The organism is Mycobacterium sp. 134, from assembly GCF_048282715.1.
Classification (GTDB): Bacteria; Actinomycetota; Actinomycetes; order Mycobacteriales; family Mycobacteriaceae; genus Mycobacterium; species Mycobacterium septicum.
Genome location: NZ_JBLVUN010000001.1, coordinates 116,299 through 132,372, shown reverse-complemented (window position 1 = coordinate 132,372; position 16,074 = coordinate 116,299). Strand labels below are relative to the sequence as shown.

At 64.9% G+C, this 16,074-nt stretch carries 24 protein-coding genes; 4 read left to right on the top strand and 20 right to left on the bottom strand.

What is annotated here, in order from left to right:
• Positions 1-27: 27 nt before the first annotated feature.
• The 8 genes from ACNQVK_RS00735 to ACNQVK_RS00700 all read right to left on the bottom strand — a co-directional run bounded on the left by ACNQVK_RS00735 (position 28) and on the right by ACNQVK_RS00700 (position 4,733).
• A complete protein-coding gene (locus tag ACNQVK_RS00735; protein ID WP_418028185.1) occupies positions 28-549 on the bottom strand; it encodes a hypothetical protein in 522 nt (173 codons plus the stop codon).
• Between the two features lie 56 nt (positions 550-605).
• Positions 606-1,007, bottom strand: a complete 402-nt coding sequence (locus ACNQVK_RS00730) for a hypothetical protein (RefSeq protein ID WP_418028184.1) — start codon at positions 1,005-1,007, stop codon at positions 606-608.
• Positions 1,008-1,038: 31 nt separating this feature from the next.
• Positions 1,039-1,269 carry a hypothetical protein gene (locus tag ACNQVK_RS00725; protein WP_418028183.1) on the bottom strand — a complete coding sequence of 77 codons (231 nt, stop codon included), beginning with the start codon at positions 1,267-1,269 and terminating at the stop codon, positions 1,039-1,041.
• Between the two features lie 104 nt (positions 1,270-1,373).
• A complete protein-coding gene (locus tag ACNQVK_RS00720) occupies positions 1,374-1,694 on the bottom strand; it encodes a hypothetical protein (protein ID WP_418028182.1) in 321 nt (106 codons plus the stop codon).
• A gap of 236 nt (positions 1,695-1,930) precedes the next feature.
• Positions 1,931-2,443, bottom strand: coding sequence for a hypothetical protein (locus tag ACNQVK_RS00715; RefSeq protein ID WP_418028181.1), 513 nt, complete (start codon positions 2,441-2,443; stop codon positions 1,931-1,933).
• Positions 2,444-2,497: 54 nt separating this feature from the next.
• Positions 2,498-3,433, bottom strand: coding sequence for a hypothetical protein (locus tag ACNQVK_RS00710; protein ID WP_418028180.1), 936 nt, complete (start codon positions 3,431-3,433; stop codon positions 2,498-2,500).
• Between the two features lie 138 nt (positions 3,434-3,571).
• Positions 3,572-4,294 carry a hypothetical protein gene (locus ACNQVK_RS00705; RefSeq protein WP_418028179.1) on the bottom strand — a complete coding sequence of 241 codons (723 nt, stop codon included), beginning with the start codon at positions 4,292-4,294 and terminating at the stop codon, positions 3,572-3,574.
• 115 nt (positions 4,295-4,409) lie between these two features.
• Positions 4,410-4,733: a hypothetical protein gene (locus ACNQVK_RS00700; protein WP_418028178.1), complete on the bottom strand. Its 324-nt coding sequence runs from the start codon at positions 4,731-4,733 to the stop codon at positions 4,410-4,412.
• Positions 4,734-4,947: 214 nt separating this feature from the next.
• Here ACNQVK_RS00700 and ACNQVK_RS00695 point away from each other — a divergent pair, with 214 nt between their 5' ends.
• Complete coding sequence (locus ACNQVK_RS00695; protein WP_418028177.1) at positions 4,948-5,199, top strand: hypothetical protein; 252 nt, start codon at positions 4,948-4,950, stop codon at positions 5,197-5,199.
• A gap of 40 nt (positions 5,200-5,239) precedes the next feature.
• On the opposite strand, the gene ACNQVK_RS00690 is transcribed toward ACNQVK_RS00695, so the two are convergent.
• The 7 genes from ACNQVK_RS00690 to ACNQVK_RS00660 form a co-directional block, all read right to left on the bottom strand.
• A complete protein-coding gene (locus tag ACNQVK_RS00690; RefSeq protein ID WP_418028176.1) occupies positions 5,240-5,497 on the bottom strand; it encodes a hypothetical protein in 258 nt (85 codons plus the stop codon).
• Between the two features lie 47 nt (positions 5,498-5,544).
• A complete protein-coding gene (locus ACNQVK_RS00685; protein ID WP_418028175.1) occupies positions 5,545-5,898 on the bottom strand; it encodes a hypothetical protein in 354 nt (117 codons plus the stop codon).
• Between the two features lie 26 nt (positions 5,899-5,924).
• Entirely contained in the window at positions 5,925-7,064 is a 1,140-nt protein-coding gene (locus tag ACNQVK_RS00680; protein ID WP_418028174.1) for a hypothetical protein, read from the bottom strand.
• Positions 7,061-7,318: a hypothetical protein gene (locus ACNQVK_RS00675; protein WP_418028173.1), complete on the bottom strand. Its 258-nt coding sequence runs from the start codon at positions 7,316-7,318 to the stop codon at positions 7,061-7,063. The genes ACNQVK_RS00680 and ACNQVK_RS00675 overlap by 4 nt, the downstream gene beginning before the upstream one ends.
• 12 nt (positions 7,319-7,330) lie before the next feature.
• Positions 7,331-7,669: a hypothetical protein gene (locus ACNQVK_RS00670; protein ID WP_418028172.1), complete on the bottom strand. Its 339-nt coding sequence runs from the start codon at positions 7,667-7,669 to the stop codon at positions 7,331-7,333.
• Between the two features lie 353 nt (positions 7,670-8,022).
• Positions 8,023-8,187, bottom strand: a complete 165-nt coding sequence (locus ACNQVK_RS00665; RefSeq protein WP_418028171.1) for a hypothetical protein — start codon at positions 8,185-8,187, stop codon at positions 8,023-8,025.
• 45 nt (positions 8,188-8,232) lie between these two features.
• Complete coding sequence (locus ACNQVK_RS00660; protein WP_418028170.1) at positions 8,233-8,415, bottom strand: hypothetical protein; 183 nt, start codon at positions 8,413-8,415, stop codon at positions 8,233-8,235.
• A 169-nt stretch (positions 8,416-8,584) separates the two neighbouring features.
• Between ACNQVK_RS00660 and ACNQVK_RS00655 the strand changes: the two genes are divergently transcribed.
• Positions 8,585-8,812, top strand: coding sequence for a hypothetical protein (locus ACNQVK_RS00655; protein WP_418028169.1), 228 nt, complete (start codon positions 8,585-8,587; stop codon positions 8,810-8,812).
• A gap of 76 nt (positions 8,813-8,888) precedes the next feature.
• Here the strand turns inward: ACNQVK_RS00655 and ACNQVK_RS00650 are convergent, their stop codons facing one another.
• From ACNQVK_RS00650 to ACNQVK_RS00630, 5 genes are all read right to left on the bottom strand, one after another.
• The gene (locus ACNQVK_RS00650) at positions 8,889-10,055 is read right to left on the bottom strand and encodes a 1-acyl-sn-glycerol-3-phosphate acyltransferase (protein WP_418028168.1); all 1,167 of its coding nucleotides are present in this window, start codon (positions 10,053-10,055) and stop codon (positions 8,889-8,891) included.
• Entirely contained in the window at positions 10,052-10,957 is a 906-nt protein-coding gene (locus tag ACNQVK_RS00645; protein WP_418028167.1) for a phosphatidate cytidylyltransferase, read from the bottom strand. The genes ACNQVK_RS00650 and ACNQVK_RS00645 overlap by 4 nt, the downstream gene beginning before the upstream one ends.
• Positions 10,957-11,538, bottom strand: a complete 582-nt coding sequence (locus tag ACNQVK_RS00640; RefSeq protein WP_418028166.1) for a CDP-alcohol phosphatidyltransferase family protein — start codon at positions 11,536-11,538, stop codon at positions 10,957-10,959. The genes ACNQVK_RS00645 and ACNQVK_RS00640 overlap by 1 nt, the downstream gene beginning before the upstream one ends.
• An 89-nt stretch (positions 11,539-11,627) precedes the next feature.
• A complete protein-coding gene (locus ACNQVK_RS00635) occupies positions 11,628-12,575 on the bottom strand; it encodes a hypothetical protein (RefSeq protein ID WP_418028165.1) in 948 nt (315 codons plus the stop codon).
• A gap of 106 nt (positions 12,576-12,681) precedes the next feature.
• Positions 12,682-13,551 (bottom strand): hypothetical protein, encoded by an 870-nt coding sequence (locus tag ACNQVK_RS00630; protein ID WP_418028164.1) that lies wholly within the window; start codon positions 13,549-13,551, stop codon positions 12,682-12,684.
• Between the two features lie 439 nt (positions 13,552-13,990).
• Between ACNQVK_RS00630 and ACNQVK_RS00625 the strand changes: the two genes are divergently transcribed.
• Positions 13,991-14,431 carry a hypothetical protein gene (locus ACNQVK_RS00625; RefSeq protein WP_418028163.1) on the top strand — a complete coding sequence of 147 codons (441 nt, stop codon included), beginning with the start codon at positions 13,991-13,993 and terminating at the stop codon, positions 14,429-14,431.
• A 118-nt stretch (positions 14,432-14,549) separates the two neighbouring features.
• Positions 14,550-15,971 (top strand): helix-turn-helix domain-containing protein, encoded by a 1,422-nt coding sequence (locus ACNQVK_RS00620; RefSeq protein WP_418028162.1) that lies wholly within the window; start codon positions 14,550-14,552, stop codon positions 15,969-15,971.
• Positions 15,972-16,074 lie beyond the last annotated feature (103 nt).

Sequence of the window (16,074 nt, the reverse complement as noted above, 5' to 3'; positions counted from 1 at the left end):
TCCTTCGTGTGTTGGTGGATTCGGGCTTCAGGCCGACAAACGGGTGGAGCGCCGCAAGGCGGTTTGAGCGTTCTTGAGTCGGTAGGCGAGGGTCACGGTGATCTGGTGCGGCAGTGGCTGCACCGTGCGGTTTTTACGGGCCCGGGATTTGACTGTGACCGACTGATCGGGGCCAATCCACCACAGGCCGCAATGGGGCGGGATCTCGCCGGGTTGGATCAACCCGCTCGGGCAGGCATACACAAATCGGTCGGTGACGGATTCCCACACCGCGCGCTTCTCAGGCGTCTCGCGCAGGAAATCTGATCGGGACACCTTCACTTCGATGGCCGTTCGTCGTGTACCACCTTCAAGCATCAGGGCGTCGATTCGCCGGCATGCACCGGCCGGGAAGGGGATTGAGCTGTCGGGGCCGCCAGCGGCCAACCATTCGTCGACGAGAGCGTTATGGGCTGGGTCGGCGAGCACCAGCTCGCGCAGCAACACCGAAGTGTTGTACTTCGCTGCGATCGCATCGAGCACTTTCGCCGCGGTGAGGGTGTCGCTCATGGTGAGACTCCTTGTCGCTGTCTCGTATCGGGGGGGTACGTGGCTGTGCTGGTGGCTCACGTTGAATCGCCCTCCCTCTGTAGTCGGGCCGCGTCGCGGCGCCGGCCGGCGAACACGCTGTACCCGGCGCCGCCCAACAGCACTGCGCCACCGCCGATGAGCATCAGTGGCGTTCCCGGGGAGGTGGAATAGGCCTTACCGCCGTGGATGCGCATGGTCTCGGTGTCGCCTATGCGGGGTTCGCCGGCCGACACGATGTACACCACATGAGGTTCCCCGCTGCTGTCTTGCCACTGGCCGGTGCAGGATTGGCCGCGGCCGGCGTAGTGACATTCCACGGTCGTCACGGATTCGAGCGGTCCGTTGTGCTGGGCCCACACCACGTAGACCCCTACCGGGACACAGATGACTCCGGCGAGCGCCGCCAGTGCGCGTGCGATCCGGGACCGGGTACTCATCGACGGCGCCTCCGTAGAAGTAGTGGCTGGATCATCGCGCCGCTGCCGCGATCCCGGCGATGCAGAGGAACACGATGTGGGCCAGGATCCAGGCGATGCCGTAGCTCACAACGGAAGTGGTCCCGAAGACCACCGTGGCGGTGAAGGTGGCCGTGGTGAGGCTCACGACCAGGCCGAGGCAGGCCCAGCCGAAGTTGCGCTCCAGCCACGTCCATTCGCGGGTGCCGGCGGCGGGGACGTCGTCTAGCAGGTGGTCGGGCACCCCGTCGACTACGCCGTCCCAGTTCGTCTCGGGCAGCGGTGTGTATCCCCACGCGAAAGCAGACGCATACCTCGTCGTGGACGGCCCGCCCCTGCGTTGCCATCTCAGTTCACCGCCTGGTAGTCGGTGCGCTCAAGAGAGTTGTCGGCCAACGGTGTTGGGCGCAGCGTCTCCAGCGCCACGTGGATATCGGGAACGTCGTGTGCAGCAGCCCGCAGATGATCGACGGTCACAGAATCTGCAGTGAGAAACTCGAGCGAGACGTCGGGCAGGACGGGGTGCAGGAAGTTGGTGCGCACCGAGATAAGGCAGATCCCGGCCGCGGCGCATGCCGAGATGAACCCATCGACGTCGGACTGACACTCAGCTCGCAACGAGAAGACTCGGCGGCCGTCGCGAATGCTGTGGCCTGTATCGACTGTCATAAATCGTCTCTCTGCTCGCGGGGTGGCCGGATCACGTCGACCGGATGTGCAAACCGTAACATTCGGTACCGACACCTACGGCTACTACTGACAGGATCAATAGGGTGGCCGAGCTGAAAAATTACCCGACAAGGTAAGCGGCGTACCCTCGAATATCGACGTGCATCGTCTCCGGCCAGCCTTGATGCCGCACCGATGTGCACTCGCCCGCGCGGGGTGGAAGCTGCGCCTGAGATCTAGTCGGAGTCGGCCGCTAGCCAGTCACGAGGGTCTTTCGTCGGTCCCTTGCCTGCAATCCACGCAACGTCGGGGTCGGCAACAGCAGCGGCGAAGGCCTCGGCCACTTCACGGACGTCGTATATGCGGGCGACGGTGGCGTGGATGCATCCACCCGACGGCGTTATTGCGTGGACGTACACGTTGTGCCCGGTGAACCACCCTGGCATGTCGTCGATTTGGAACACGACGGTGTGCGTAGCGCCTGTCCAGGTGATCTGCGGACGTGAACTATTCGGGCCGCGTGAACGGTTCGGCGTGAGCTGTGGGGCGCGGTCAAAGGTGGTCGTGATGCCAAGGTCGGACAGGCGGCAGCTGACGTACACAACAACCGCTTCCATGGTGGGGCGTTCGCGGCGGGTCAGTCGAAATGCAGACCACCGTTGCCTGGCGTGCCGCAGCTCTCGCGATTCCAGAAAGTGCGAGCTCTGCAGGTCCCGCCACCACACGATGGCTCGTTCTTGAACGCTCATTGCGCGAATGCACCCTTCTCATGCAGCAGTTCGTCGACGGTCAGGTGCGCCGGCCTATCGGTCGTCCGATGGACTGTCAGTGGCGCTCAGGCGCTGGGATATGGATCGAAGCTCCGGTCCTATCCACGTTGTGCCGGAGGCGATGACGCGCGACCAGCCGACCCGCTCAAACGCCTTGCCCAGATCATCGACCAAAGCATCTGATTCATCAGCCAGACGCATCAGCAGAGCAGCCAGTTCTTCGGCTCCCGAGACTTCGGCGACCTCGTCACGAACTTCTGACGTGATCGGTCTCGTCGTGAGATCGATCCACCACTGATGATCCCAGTCGTCGTCGGTGGTGGAGGCGCCCCGGCCAATCTGTGCGATTCGGTCAGACAACATAGCGGTGTTGCGGACCTGTATTGCGCACGCGCGGCTGTAGTCAGCTTGCCGTATCAGGGCGTCCGAACATGTGGCGAGATCCCGGCCGCTGCGTTCATCGAGAGTGCGCGGCTGGGCATCTGGCTCGCCACCAATCTGCCGATTGGCGAGGTAGGCAACCTGGGTGCCCAGTTCGTGTATTCGGTAGGCGAGAGTAGCCAGTGGTGTGATCTGTTCGCGAAAGCTCAGTGGGTCCTGGCGGTTGGAGGGCGGCTCCGTTGTGCCCTGAGGCGCAAGGCCGGGGGCGCGCCCCAGGCCTCGCTCTGAGGTGTCTCGTGCGGCAGATTCGCGTTCCAGCCACGGCCAGACTTCGGCTCCGATGATCTGATCGAGGTCGGCATGCTGGGAGAGGCGGCGTAGTGCCGGCACGACCGTCAGCGGCTGTGACTGCAACTGCCGGAACAACAGCAGCAGTGCTTCCTCGTCTGGCTGCCCAGCGAACTGCTGACGTGCCAGTTCGGTGACCAGCGGCTCGGCGCAGGCGCGATACGCCGGCCAGTGCGGACAATCTTCTGGTCGTGAGTGGACAGCGCGATACCGCCACACTCGCTCGCCCTGATCTGTCACCGCTTCGCCATTGGGGCGCTCATGTGTCAGACGCTGCGTGCCCTGGCCCCACAACGCCCAGAGGATCGAGTTGAACTGTGCCCCAGAAATTCCCACCGTGAAACCTCCCCATCGTGTATTGCCGATCGTGGACGACCTCTAGTCATGAGCTGCGCGCAAGCGCTCACCTTGAGAGCCACGCCGAAACAGGTACCTGTCCACCCGCTGACTAGCTGGCTGGGCTACGAGAAAGCATGCAGGAACGGCGAAAAGGATGCCCACCGCGACAGAAGGGGCAGAGAATGCGCCAAGCGAAGATGATTCCGTGCCGAATGCGGTGTCGCTGAGTGCTGCTGTCAGGGTGGCCGGCCACATCACCGCGACGAAAATGGCGAACGCCCCTACGGCAAGAACGATGCCGAAGGTTGTCAGCATTGCCGCCATATCGATTGCCGCGCAACGAATCAACACCAGCCAGTTCTGGATGAACCCGCTTCGGGCCGGGCCAAAGAGCTTCGCAGCCCGCCGCCAGGTGCGGGTCGCGATTCGCCACCCGACCAACAGCCCGATCACGAAAGCGACGGCCAGGCTGCCGAGATGAGCAAGGGAATACCAGCCCACCATCGCGTCGGAAGGCTCACCGAGGACAAAGGCCCAGGTCTGTGGGCGCGCGCCAGTGCTGGGAGGCCCCGACCACACCGAACCGCTGGCCATCTGCACGGCTTGATAGCCCACGTAGCGGAGGAATAGGAACAGGCCAAGCGTGGCGGCCGCGGCGGCGACAGTGCCGAACGCCACCGCAAGTGCAACCGCTGACCTCTCGTTGCGCAGTTCGCCTCGGTCACTGGTATTTTCCACGCCGCCTGGCGCTACGTAACTCATCTATCGTTGCCCTTTCTACTCATGACCGATGTGGGGACTGGCGAGTCGTTCATGATGAATCCCCATCGGATCACGGCCTGACTGTCGATCGTCGGCGTCATGGATGGCCGGCCTATCACGATTTCCATCCCCGCCACCTCGTTGTCAGCCGAATGTTCTGTCGGTTGTCCTGGCGCACGTCGCCGTGAGACTTCAGGTGTGTGATCAGTTTTCTCGCTTGTGAATCCGAGAGTTCCAACTCGTATACGATTTCGTCGATGACGTCTTCGAGCGGATGCCACTGATCATCCATCAGGATCTCTGCGATCAGGAGCACCGACAAAGCATGATCGTTCGGTGGAACGAACTGAAAGTCGTTCCAGGGCACAATCGGCGGCGGTTCGAACGCCGGATAAGCGCGATCCTGCGAACGTTCAACGGTGGCAGTGCTGTTCGTCATCACGCCCCGTCCCTTCGCGGTTCGTAGGTTCGTTGGCCGATGACTTTTCGATGCTGTACGGGCTGCGAACCCGCTTCGACCTGCGCGGCCGGCTGGCGGTCCCACATGGTTTTCATCGCGGCCGCCGGGCGTCTGCGGCTGACGACCTCGTTAGGCTGTCGGGAGTTCTCGTCGATACCTGTGCCCATCGCCGCATGATGAGTTCCGACGGTCGATGTCCCAACTGGTCTATGGCTCCCAATGCCGCCAGAATCACGTCGCCAAGCTCATCTTCAAGATCGGAGGCGGCTGCGCGTCCCTGAGTGCTTTTGATGAGCGCTCCCATGACTTCGCCCCCTTCCTCTGCGACCTTTCCGACCCTGACCCAGTCGCATCGGTCTACCCCGAGCCTGTCCAAATGGGCACCGACCTCTACGGCGAGAGCATCGAGGTGCTCACCGGCCACATCCATCCCCGTTTGGTGTGAAGGACGCGGTGGCGTTGGTTGGATGGTCATGTCCGGTCTCTCACTTGTTGAGCTCGACGCACTGCGTGCACATCGGGGCGCCATTTGCGCTGGGATCAGGTAGGTCCGGGTCGCCTGCCAGGCTTTCGCCACACAGTGCGCGCGGAACCTTGAGCCGCAGCACCATGTCGAGGAACCACTGCCACCAGCTGACGATGTGGACCACCTCATCCGCATTGCCGTGGGCGGTCGGTGATCCGCCCTCGTGTGGGCGCTGGTCATCGTTGGTTGTGCTCTCACTGAGAGTTGGGGACGTCATCCTCGAATCGCTCCTGGGGTCTGGCTGAGCCTGGCTGGTTGACGGTGCTATCCGGCCTCGCGGTAGCGTGCGCTGCCCGGAAGTTCGCGATCTTCGCCGGGGAACCGCCATACCCACGTTTCGTAGTAGTTGTCCCACTCGGTATCGATCGGGCCTGACTGCCAGTCTTGGCGGTCAGTTGCGCCGATGTAGGTGTCGAACGGGTCATCGACTTCGAGATAGGGCAGCGCGCCGCAGATCCCTGTGTCCTTGGCGGAGCGGTCGCAGTCGGCTCGGTGGTAGTCCTCGCACTCTGCGACGCATCCGAGCCGGCATGCGCCGGCCTCTGCGGCGTTGCAGGTGAACTGGACATCGCCTGAATCGGTGACTGCGATTGAGTGATCAGAGATGTTGGTGGACATAGGAACTCCCTGGGGGTTGGGTGCGGCTAGTTGTGGTGGGTGATCGGCCGTACGCTCAACGGCATTGCAAGTTCTGGATCGTGGATCACGTTGCCGCTGATGAACGCCAGCTCGGCCTGCAGTCGTTCCCGCAGAACGTCTAGGTCCGCGGTCAGAGCTTCGGTCCGGTCCGCAGCGGCGGTGTCACGGACGATCGCGGAGAAGGCCTCCGAGAAGTCATCGGTGCGCGCGGCTAGTTCGGTTGCCTTGGCCAGGTCGCTGAGTAGCGTCTCGATTTCAGTGAGGCGCTGCCGGTAGGTGTGCAACGCTGCCACACGTCGGATCACCGCGGCGCGGGCCTCGCGGTAGAGCGCTCCATATTCGAAGACTTTGTCTTCCAAGGCTGCTCGTGCTGTGGAGGTAGACCCGGGGGTTGGCGTCGCGTCGAGGATCACCTTGTGGAGCTTGGCGAGATTCTCGCAGGAGTCCTGGATTTGGAACATTTCTTCAGCGAGGTCGAGTTGGATCCTGTCGAGGTCGCAATGCGGGGACTGCCACGCTGGGCTGGACTCGATTCCGGAGAGGATCCTGGCCGCTACCACCTGGATCGCGTAGTGGTCCTGCCACTTGGCCCACTCGGGGACTTCGAAGCGCACCGTGGTGGTGTGCTTGCGGACCAGTGCCGCTTCGGCCCGGGTAAGAGTGAGGGGACTGCGCTTCTGCCAGCGGCTAATGGCCACTGCCGTTGCGGCCGTCAGCGGCAGAGGGCTGACGAAGTACGCGGTCCCTAGAGGTTCGGACAGCACTGTCAGCAGTGGAGTCAGTATCGGGAGTGTGCACCAGGAGCTGCCCAGCATCCACCACACCCATCGCGGTGTCCGTCGTGTTGGATCAGCCCGCTCAGAGAGGATCCAGGGTTCCGACTCCAGTTTGGCTGCCGGGTATTGGTGGGATGCGGCAGCGGTGCGGGCGGAGAGCTTCTGCACGAGCTCCGGTGGCAGCGCGGCGTAGTCGACTCGCGTGCGTGTCTGGCGCAGCACGCTCGGCCGCGGGTCGGGATCCTGGCCGCACAGCAATGTCTGGACCTGGTGCTCTACCGCAGTCTGGCCGTCGAGCTTCGATCGGCGCCGTTCGAGCACCGTGAACTTCCGCCGTGGCCACCGGTGCGGCTTTGGGCTATCGCTCATGGTCTGATCCTGCCTCTTCCCTCCGACATCACTGCCGGTTGCGTGCTGTCTTTCTCCGCGGGTGTTTCTGCGCGGGCATCGGCAAACCCTTGTTCCCAGACGGCTGCGATGTCGGAGGCGAGCTGATCGCCGGGGCGGAGCTGTGTGGTGTATTCGCGCACCACTGGATCGTTGGCCGGATCGGCGGGCTTGCCGTCGACGTACGCGCGCCATCCCGCGTGATAGAGCCGGTTGTGCACGGTGGGGTCGCTCATGGCCGGTGGCTCCTAGGCGTCCGTCTGCGGGTGTGACTTCTGGGTTTGTCCGAGTCCGCCGTAGAAGCCTTGGTCGATCAGTTCCTGCTCAGCGATGCGGCTGTTTTCTTGGTGCCAGCCGCGGCTGTATGCCTGCAGGAGGTGAGTCTTGGTGCCCACGGCGGCGCCTTCGCATTCCGCCCGGATCGCCTCGTTCGCGAAAGGGAAACCTGGGCGGCCGGCGTTGCGATCGTCACGTCCGTGTTGTTCGGCGCTCGCTTCGTCCAGGGCGTTTGCCTGATGGTGTGCGGGTGTGGCGAGGTGGTTCGCGTGGGCGCCGGCCGAGGGGAGTGCGTCGTCGGGGAACGTCATGCCACAACTATACAACGTGACGTTGCATATGCAACCTGGTGTTGCAAATTCGCGTTGGGTCAGCCATCGGCATGCGTAATGGCCCGAGTGTCAAGGGGATTCAACGTCCGCGGCGGTCGCACACGCTACTGGCTGAGCAGCTTGGTGGTTTCGTGGCGTTGGGCAACGGGGGAGCCCGCAGCCTGGCGATCGCCGCGAAGCCGTTCCGGCTGATGTCAGGTCGTCCACCCCCCCGGGGGGCTCCTCTGTGAACGGTGGGTCCAGGGCTGGGCTGGCCCGCCGCTGTGAACGCGGCGGGGCCTTCCGCGCGGCAGTGAAACGATCCGCGCCTGCCCGGTACAACTCGGGTGCCGCTAACTGTCGGCTGTCAGTTCTCGAACCTGTTGAGGGGTGAGTACGCGACCCGAAGGAAGTGTGACGGTCGAGTCGGGGCCGAATGTGGCGCCGCTGATGGCCTTGAGCATCGCGATGTCGTTCGGATCGGTGATGTCGGGTGTGCCGGCGTTGTTGTCGGTCATGTCAGTTGCCTTTCAATTGCTGGAGTTTGGCGTCTGGGGACTGCCTCAGGTCAGATGTTGCACCCCAAGGAACGCCACCGAAATGATCACTATCAGAATGCTGACGATGAACAGTCGCGGTGTGATCTCTCGTTGCGTGTCATAGCCCACGCCCGCCAGGCAGCCTGCGAACACGATGGATCCGGCCAGTATCCCCGCGATCGCAACGGCAATCTCGAATCCGAACATTCCTCAGCTCCTGACCTGTGTGGAGGTTCCTGCGGAAGCCGTGGGATTGCCCTGGCTGTCGTGGCGATATGCCAGCAGGGGCTCATCGGCGTGGGTGGCCGCGGTGGTCATGTGCGCGACAGTACAACGCCGCGTTGCATAGTGCAACATGGCGTTGTAATGTTGGGCTGTGCAGGAGTACATGGACCTGGCAGACATTGCCGACGAGTGGGGCATCGAACAGGGAACTGTTCGCCGATACCACCACGACCGCAGACTGCCTGAACCCGACGCAGTGACCGGCCTGGATAAACGCCGCCGTCCGAAATACGGCTGGCTACCCGAAACGATCGCCAACGCTCCCCGCCCCGGCCAGGGGACGCGCACTGATCTGCACGCCCCACCGGACCCCTCCTGAGCGCGACCCGGTCAACGAACCGGTCGCCCGCCACGGACGCAGGCACGCTGCACGTGAGGCCTCGGGCTGCCTGAGGTCAGGACCAGGCAGTGACGATGGCGGTGATGGCGATTGTGAATCCGAGGGCGATCACGGCGAGATAGCTGCCATAGAGGCGACGCAGCCAAGGATGCAGTAGGCGGGCCAACCACCAGATGCCCAGGCCCCACACACAAATGCGTAGACCACGTTCCAGCAGCGTCCAGCCCGCCAGCGCCCACAAGTCGATGTGGTGTTGGCCGGCGGCCCGGGCGTACACCTTGCTCGGGATCCCGGAGAGGGCCTGGTTGAGCATGGCGGGCGGGCCTGCGGCGAGTTGGTCGTAGGCGGTGGCGGCCATGCGGGCGGTGGTCCACGGTGCCGGTAGCAGGATGCCTCGGGCAGCCAGCCAGGCTGTGGTGATGATGCCCAGGGTCGACCCGAAGGTCAGTGCCAGCGCCCAGGGCATGACGCGGCGGGGTACGGCGGCGGCAACGGTGATCAGGGCCATTTCGGCGATGATCGGCCAGCTCAAGGCCTCGGCGAAACCCCACAGGAAGGCAATCAGCACGCTCAAGCGCGGATCGACAATGCGAGCCACCGCTGACCAGATCCGCGATGTGCGGACCCGGGTGGGAGCGCTGTCGCGCGACGTGACCACACGGTCGCGCAGCGCGGGAGCATCGATCGTGTCGGGATCGACCGGGTCACCGATGCGCACTTCCATCGGGCCTGGCTGGTACTTCCCGTTTTTCGGCAGGACCTCGCGGGTTCCGAGCAGCGCCACCGGAACCACGGGGACGTTGCAGTCGCGGGCCAGATGCAGTGCGCCTGAGCGGAAATCCGCAACCTCCCCGTTGTTGCTGCGGGTTCCTTCCGGAAAGACGACTACCGCGCGGCCGGCGGCCAGTGCGGGCCGCACGGCATCGAGCAACGCCGCGTAGGTGCTGCCGGTGGTGCGGCGCACCGGCAGACCGGCGGCAAGGGTAGTGATGAGGAAGCGGCGCACAGGGACGTCGAACCAGTAGTCGGCGGCCGCGGCGAACACAGGTGCGGCGCTGGGCGGCAGTGCGGCCAGCAGGGCGGCGGTGTCGGCGTGGGAGCCGTGGTTGGCCACCACGATGCAGCCGCCTCGATGCCGCCAGTGGCCGGTCACGGTGAGACCGCCCGACAGGCTGCACACGGTGCGCCACAGGTGGTGGCGGATCCGGGGTCCGATGCTCATGAGAGCAGGTAGGCCAGGGGCAAGACGAGCAGCAGGGAGTCGATGCGGTCCAGCAGTCCGCCAAATCCGGGCAGCCAATCACCGGCGTCTTTGACGTTGGCCTGGCGTTTGACCATCGACTCGAGGAGGTCTCCGAGCGCCCCGCCGAAGGCCACCGCGATCAGCAGGCCCGCCGAGATGGTGCCCAACAAGGTCAGTACCAGGAACGCGCCCAGTACGGCGCCGACGAGCCCACCGACGGTCTTGTTGGGACTCAACGGGGACAGAGGATAGCGGGCCCATGCGAAGCGGCGCAGGCCTTTGCCCCCGCACCAGGCGGCGACATCGGTGGCCGCGGCGGCAAAGCAGACCAGGAATGCGTTCTCCCACAACATCACCAGGTGCGCCAGTGACCAGCAGATCCACACCGACCCGAAGCCGGTGAACGCCGCACGGCGCGACCCGTCGATCACATCGCCGTCGAGCACCGCCGGTAGCGCGCACAGCAGGACGCCGATCGCGGCCAGGCCCAACCAGGATGGATGCACCCAGGCGATCAGCGGATACGCCACGGCCAGCGTGAGCAGGACGGTGGTGTCGACGCGATTGAGCTTGACCAGCCGGGCGTATTCGGTGACGGCGATGACAGCCAGCACGGCGGCCAGCAGCGCGGTGGGGCCGCGGCCCAGCCAGATCGGGATGCCCACCACCGGCAGGATCAAGACCCAGGTGGTCCACTTCTGGATCAATTCGCGCTTGCGGGAAGCGAATACGGCGACTCCGGCCAGCGCGAGGATGCCGAGTGTGACCCAGAGGTAGAACACCGACCGGCCCACGGCATGCAAATGCAGCGGGCCCCAGTCGATGGACAGCGACATGTTGCGGTCCCAGTGCAGTAGCCGCAGGTATTCGTCGACGAGCATCAGGCGGCCAACTCGCGATGAGCGCCGGCAAGCCGGGTGAGCATTGTCAGCGCAGACCCGGCCACCACAACCACGCAGACCCAGACGAGAATCGCCGGCCCCGCGGTGGCAACCACGACCGCCAGGCAGCGCTCGGTCTTGCCGAACGGTCCGCCGTTGCGTCGCGTCGCGCCAGCTCCGGTGGCCGCCAGTGAGGCGAACGTTGGCAACGTCGCGGCTAGTGCGGCCACCAGCACCCAGATGACCGACCCTCCGGTGCGAGCGGCCCACAGCGCCAGCCCAGCGAACATCACCAGGTCGGAAGCCCGGTCGCCGACCTCATTGAGCACGAAACCCCACGGCCGAGAAACCCCGCGGGCCCGGGCCACCGCACCATCGAGGTTCGCCCCGGCCAGGCGTATAGCCAGCAGTACCGCGACTGCCGGCCACCAGCCGTACGCGGTGGCGGCCGCGGCGCCGATCGCACCGAGCATTCCCACGACGGTGAAGGTGTCTGGGGAGATGCCACGGACCACGGCGATGTTGACGACGGCGCCCAGTCGACGGGTGTACCACGGTTTGAGCGCATAAAGGCCCTGCATGCTGATCATCATGGGGGATGACTGGGGGCGTTCGGCACAGTAGTTCTACGCGTCCAGTGCCGGCCGCGAGCTGCGAGCAGGCCGGAACCTCACCGGGGGCAGGTGTCGAATCGGTGGCGAAGACCGTTCTGCAGGTCAATCTCCTCAGCGGACAGGTACTTGTCTGGGTGTTGCTCCAGTCGGGAATCGGGGTAACTGCATCCGCCGACGTCGACGGATCCGTCGTATTGCTGAGTGAGGTCGTCGCGAGGCTCGATGTGCCAAGTCAGCCAGACCGGGTTTTCCGGGCCCGCGCCCACGATGCTGATGACCTCTGCGAGATCCCGCCGGGCGGTCGGGCCGTCGACCAGGACGCGAAGGGCAGTGATCGTGGAGTCCTGGACGTCGATCGAGTCCAGTTGTGCTGGAAGTGTCGCTATCTGCTGCTCGATGCGGTGCTGCTGAGCAGGTGGCAGCGGCAGTGTCACACTCCAGTCCGGTGCATTCGTGTCAGCGGGAAGTAGAACAACTCTGGTTGCGCTGTCGGCCAACCCATTCCGCGCGGCCACCAGTGTCTCGGGAATGGGCGTCGTCAAGGTTCGTACCGTCAGCTGCTTGTCGGGATCCGAATCGATCTGCGTCTGAGGGGAAGTGGCGGCCACAGTGGTGGCGAAGGCACGCAAGCGTTGCGTATCGGCCACAACCTCGGCCGGGTCGATCGCCGAAGCGTCCCGCAAGATCGTGACTGTCGGAGAGTCGCTGACAGTGATCCGCAGTCGCTGCAAGTAGTCGGCCGAACCGTTGGTGCGGGCATCGGCAACAGCTTGGACGACGTCGCTGATCTGTCGAATTTCAGCCCGGGCCATCTGCGCGTTGAGCGTGGTGATCGAGTCCAATTCATGGTCATCGAAACTGACCCAGGCCTCCGTCACACCAGGAAGCGCGCTGATCGTGCTTTCCAACGGGTCGGTGTCGATCTTGTTGACCACCCGGCAACCCGCCAGGATTGCGACGGCCAGAACCGCTACCGCGCCAACGGCGGCGTATGCGCGTGTCATGTCGCCACCGTCGGTTCAGGAACCCGGTCAGTGATAGCGGTGTCGCGCAGCCGGTCTCGCCCCGCCGCAACTGTTCTCATCCGGTCTGCGGGCACGCTGTCCGTTGTCATGCCAGAGCCCAACATGCTGCGCTGATCAGCCCCGAAAGCCGAGCTGCCACTGACGCGAGATAGTCGTCGGCCTGCGTGTAGGTGGGAAGAGCTAGCGCGACCGCGGCCCGATACTGAGCCCCCAGATCCGCGAAGTCTTGGAACGTCGGGTTGTTGCTGCGCTGGCCCAATTCGTGAGCCTGATCGGCGAATCGCTCCATAACAGGCACGACTGCGTGGTTGACCGCTCTTTGTTCTGGAGTCCACCGGCTGGCAGGGATGCGAGAATCGGTGGCCCGCCAGGCTGCCGACGCGCTGGAGTAGTCGGTAACGAGGGTGTCCCATTCCGCGCAAATGGGATTGGGCTCGACGAGGAATCGGCGTGGATCGTTGAGGGCTGCGACAGAGGGCAGTGGAGATGGGGCGTCGCGCGGTGCGATGAGCGGGCCTCGGGCATCGGCCGATCCGGTGCTGATCGATGCACAGATATAGCCGATGGCATCGGCCGCGGAGTTGGCGACCAGGGCGAAGTTGTCGGCTGTCGCGGTATAGGTCGGCACACTGTCGGCGTATGAGCGGGCATAGGCGATGAACTGTTCGTAGAGTTCGCGCATCACCCGGTGCGGGGTCAACTTGGCGGCAGGCATCAATTGCTCGGCGGCGCTGCGCATCGCCGCAGCGGCCTGCTCATATTGGGTACGCATCTGCGGGGTCCACGCTGTGGCCGGTACGGCCGGATCGCGTTTCTCCCAACCGTTGGCCGTCTGCGTCGAGAACAGATCCAAGATGGGCCGTTGCATCGCGCAGGAGCGGTCCTCGGTGATGACCGTTGCGGGCCTGGTGTCGGTGGCGCTGGCGATACCCGAACCGACCGCATCCCTCGACAATGGGGGAGCCCCAGTCGGTGATGATTGGCCCCCATTTTCTCTGTCAGCCACCGCCAATGTGACGGCGGCCGTTGTCGCGACGACGACAATCAACGCCACTGCACCCAGCGCCCACTTCCAGCTGTTGCCCCGCCGCTTGGGTATCTGCGCGGGCTGCGGCCATGGGCTCGCCGCGCCGCGATACCCGAGCGGACCCGGGTGCGGTGGATAACCGCTGGGAGGAGGGTCCGATCTGGGCGGGGGCGGGGGCGGTGGCGCGCTCACCGATGAGCCCTCACGCGCGTATCTGCCTGGCATGCTCCGCCAACGCGGCCGCGATTCATAGCGCAACCATAAGCGAGAGACGATGATTGCTCGCGACTGCTTCGGTGCTGCGCAACCCCAGTTCGCGCCTGGTCTGGGCGGTAGCCTCAGTTCGGCAACATCACAGGGGGCGTAGATGAGTCAGGCCGATGAGAACTATTCGACGGCCACCCCGACGCCACCGCAGCCGTCGAAGCCTCCGTTGCTGCAGCCGGCGCTCAACCCTCCACCCGGCTACATTCCGAAGCGCGGGGCTGGGCTGTGCCCGTATCCAACTCAGCCGTCGCAACCGACAGTCCAGGTGGCCAAGTACAGCGGCGCGGCACCGGTCAAGAATCCCGGAGCCGCGGCAGTGCTGGCGGCGCTGTTCGGGCCACTGGGGATGGTGTACGCGACGTTCCGCGGTGCGCTGGTGGTATTCGGCGTGAACACGCTACTGCTGTTCGTCGGGTTCTTTACGGAGGGTTGGGCGTGGCTTGCGTGGCCTCTGGCGTGGATTCTCGGCATCGTGTGGGCCTACAAGGCCGCCAGACAAAGCAACGCGAAACTACTGCTCCCGCCGAGGGTGGCGCCGTAGGGGCACTGCCCTACGCCGCGCCGGCCGGATCACGAATGGCGACACCAAAATGGCGGGTGTAAAGAAAAAACATCCGCACGTAAAGAAAATGTTGTCAACGGTTGGTAGTGTGGCGGGCATGGAGAAGCTGCCCGAACTCATCACCCGCCGGCTGGGCGAGCGGGGGGAAACCATGACAGCGTTCGCCGGGCGGATCGGCACCACCAGGCAAACGGTGAGTGGCTGGAATAAGAGCCTGCCGGCACCGGCGACGCTGCGTACGGTCGCTGAGGCCTTGGATCTGCCGTACTCGACCGTGCTCACCTCGGCACTGCACTCAGCCGACTACATCGCCACTCCGGCCGATGTGTTGGCCAACCAGGTCGTGCACGTCGTGGCCCGCTGCGACGGAACCCCCTACGACCGAGGCGACTTCATGCCCGCTGCGGCCTTCACCGATCCGCAGCGGGCGCAGAGCTTCGCCGAGATCTCGAACGCGGTCACTGATGGTGCAGAGTTCGAATACGAGCCGCTCGCGATCGACACGCTCGCGCCGCCGGAAGCGGTGCGGGTCTTCACCTTCACCTGGTCGCACCGCACCGATCAGATCGACGACGGCGGCAGCCCGATGCTCTACGCCGATGTACCGACCCGCCTGCAAGACCGGATCGTCACCGACATCGAAGGCAGGGAGCTCGGCGGGACCGGCGAGTTCTACAGCCTTCGGGTGGACAGCCTCGATTACGAGGTCGGACTGCGCGCGATGCAGGCGGCCGTGGCGACTATGCGCAGCGAGGGACGCCTGCTGCCACCCGAAGTAGAGGTCAGTGATGGCCGCCTCAGCGGATTGACTGAATGGGCACGGGGGCTACAAGCCAGTGTCGCCCCATTCGACACATCGCAGATGACAGCCCTCGGCTCCTCACTCCTGGGCCCCGCCCCGAAGCCCGACACCGCGCCTGATCCTGCGGAGGCGGCCAGCTCCATCGCGTCGTCGCTGGATGACGGCCACGCCATCGCGGGGTCCATCCCAGACAGTGCCCAGGCCGCCCCGTACGCCCAGGACCTGCCCGAGCACGGCTCGCAGTGGGGTCAGTTCAGCGCGTCGCTGTCTGAGGACCCAGGTGCGGCCGACCTTGGCGCGCCGACTCATTCGATCGACCCGCTGCAGTTCGCCGACCGTTCGGCGATCCCGCAATCGCCACCCGAGCCGGTCGCGCTTCACGACGTGCAGCCGGGCGACATCGGGATCCTTGGTGGACGAAGCGTTCTGGCGGTTGGCCGCGGCGAAGTGATGGACGTGACCGGCAAGGTCCGCCCGATCGCTGAGCTGGCCTCGTCAGCAGAGTTGAAGGGATTCTTCAGACCACGGACTGGACCGGCCTCGTCGGAGGGTATGGCTCGTCGCCGGCGAATCGTTGCCGATCTGGCCGGGGTCAACGACCAAGCGGCCCAATTGCGCTCCGCTGCACCCGAAGAGAGAGAAACAGCGCTGGAGTCGATCGCGCAATTGGTCACCCGCGGCATCGGATTCCCTCGCCGCCACGATGCGCAACCCTGACACAGTGACGGGGCGCCTTGACCCCGCGGCGAGGTCGGGTACCGCAGCGCCCTGGGCGTGGCGAGAGCGGTACGAAACGATCGCCGCGGTCGCGGGCATGGTC

What these genes read in the sequence shown, in the direction of transcription:
- ACNQVK_RS00635 (WP_418028165.1), bottom strand. Translation starts at nt 12,575, where the DNA reads ATGACACGCGCATACGCCGCCGTTGGCGCGGTAGCGGTTCTGGCCGTC.
- ACNQVK_RS00625 (WP_418028163.1), top strand. Translation starts at nt 13,991, where the DNA reads ATGAGTCAGGCCGATGAGAACTATTCGACGGCCACCCCGACGCCACCG.
- ACNQVK_RS00715 (WP_418028181.1), bottom strand. Translation starts at nt 2,443, where the DNA reads ATGAGCGTTCAAGAACGAGCCATCGTGTGGTGGCGGGACCTGCAGAGC.
- ACNQVK_RS00650 (WP_418028168.1), bottom strand. Translation starts at nt 10,055, where the DNA reads ATGAGCATCGGACCCCGGATCCGCCACCACCTGTGGCGCACCGTGTGC.
- ACNQVK_RS00660 (WP_418028170.1), bottom strand. Translation starts at nt 8,415, where the DNA reads ATGTTCGGATTCGAGATTGCCGTTGCGATCGCGGGGATACTGGCCGGA.
- ACNQVK_RS00690 (WP_418028176.1), bottom strand. Translation starts at nt 5,497, where the DNA reads ATGACGTCCCCAACTCTCAGTGAGAGCACAACCAACGATGACCAGCGC.
- ACNQVK_RS00640 (WP_418028166.1), bottom strand. Translation starts at nt 11,538, where the DNA reads ATGCAGGGCCTTTATGCGCTCAAACCGTGGTACACCCGTCGACTGGGC.
- ACNQVK_RS00730 (WP_418028184.1), bottom strand. Translation starts at nt 1,007, where the DNA reads ATGAGTACCCGGTCCCGGATCGCACGCGCACTGGCGGCGCTCGCCGGA.
- ACNQVK_RS00705 (WP_418028179.1), bottom strand. Translation starts at nt 4,294, where the DNA reads ATGAGTTACGTAGCGCCAGGCGGCGTGGAAAATACCAGTGACCGAGGC.
- ACNQVK_RS00685 (WP_418028175.1), bottom strand. Translation starts at nt 5,898, where the DNA reads ATGTCCACCAACATCTCTGATCACTCAATCGCAGTCACCGATTCAGGC.
- ACNQVK_RS00675 (WP_418028173.1), bottom strand. Translation starts at nt 7,318, where the DNA reads ATGAGCGACCCCACCGTGCACAACCGGCTCTATCACGCGGGATGGCGC.
- ACNQVK_RS00680 (WP_418028174.1), bottom strand. Translation starts at nt 7,064, where the DNA reads ATGAGCGATAGCCCAAAGCCGCACCGGTGGCCACGGCGGAAGTTCACG.
- ACNQVK_RS00620 (WP_418028162.1), top strand. Translation starts at nt 14,550, where the DNA reads ATGGAGAAGCTGCCCGAACTCATCACCCGCCGGCTGGGCGAGCGGGGG.
- ACNQVK_RS00670 (WP_418028172.1), bottom strand. Translation starts at nt 7,669, where the DNA reads ATGACGTTCCCCGACGACGCACTCCCCTCGGCCGGCGCCCACGCGAAC.
- ACNQVK_RS00735 (WP_418028185.1), bottom strand. Translation starts at nt 549, where the DNA reads ATGAGCGACACCCTCACCGCGGCGAAAGTGCTCGATGCGATCGCAGCG.
- ACNQVK_RS00645 (WP_418028167.1), bottom strand. Translation starts at nt 10,957, where the DNA reads ATGCTCGTCGACGAATACCTGCGGCTACTGCACTGGGACCGCAACATG.
- ACNQVK_RS00720 (WP_418028182.1), bottom strand. Translation starts at nt 1,694, where the DNA reads ATGACAGTCGATACAGGCCACAGCATTCGCGACGGCCGCCGAGTCTTC.
- ACNQVK_RS00700 (WP_418028178.1), bottom strand. Translation starts at nt 4,733, where the DNA reads ATGACGAACAGCACTGCCACCGTTGAACGTTCGCAGGATCGCGCTTAT.
- ACNQVK_RS00695 (WP_418028177.1), top strand. Translation starts at nt 4,948, where the DNA reads ATGTCCCAACTGGTCTATGGCTCCCAATGCCGCCAGAATCACGTCGCC.
- ACNQVK_RS00665 (WP_418028171.1), bottom strand. Translation starts at nt 8,187, where the DNA reads ATGACCGACAACAACGCCGGCACACCCGACATCACCGATCCGAACGAC.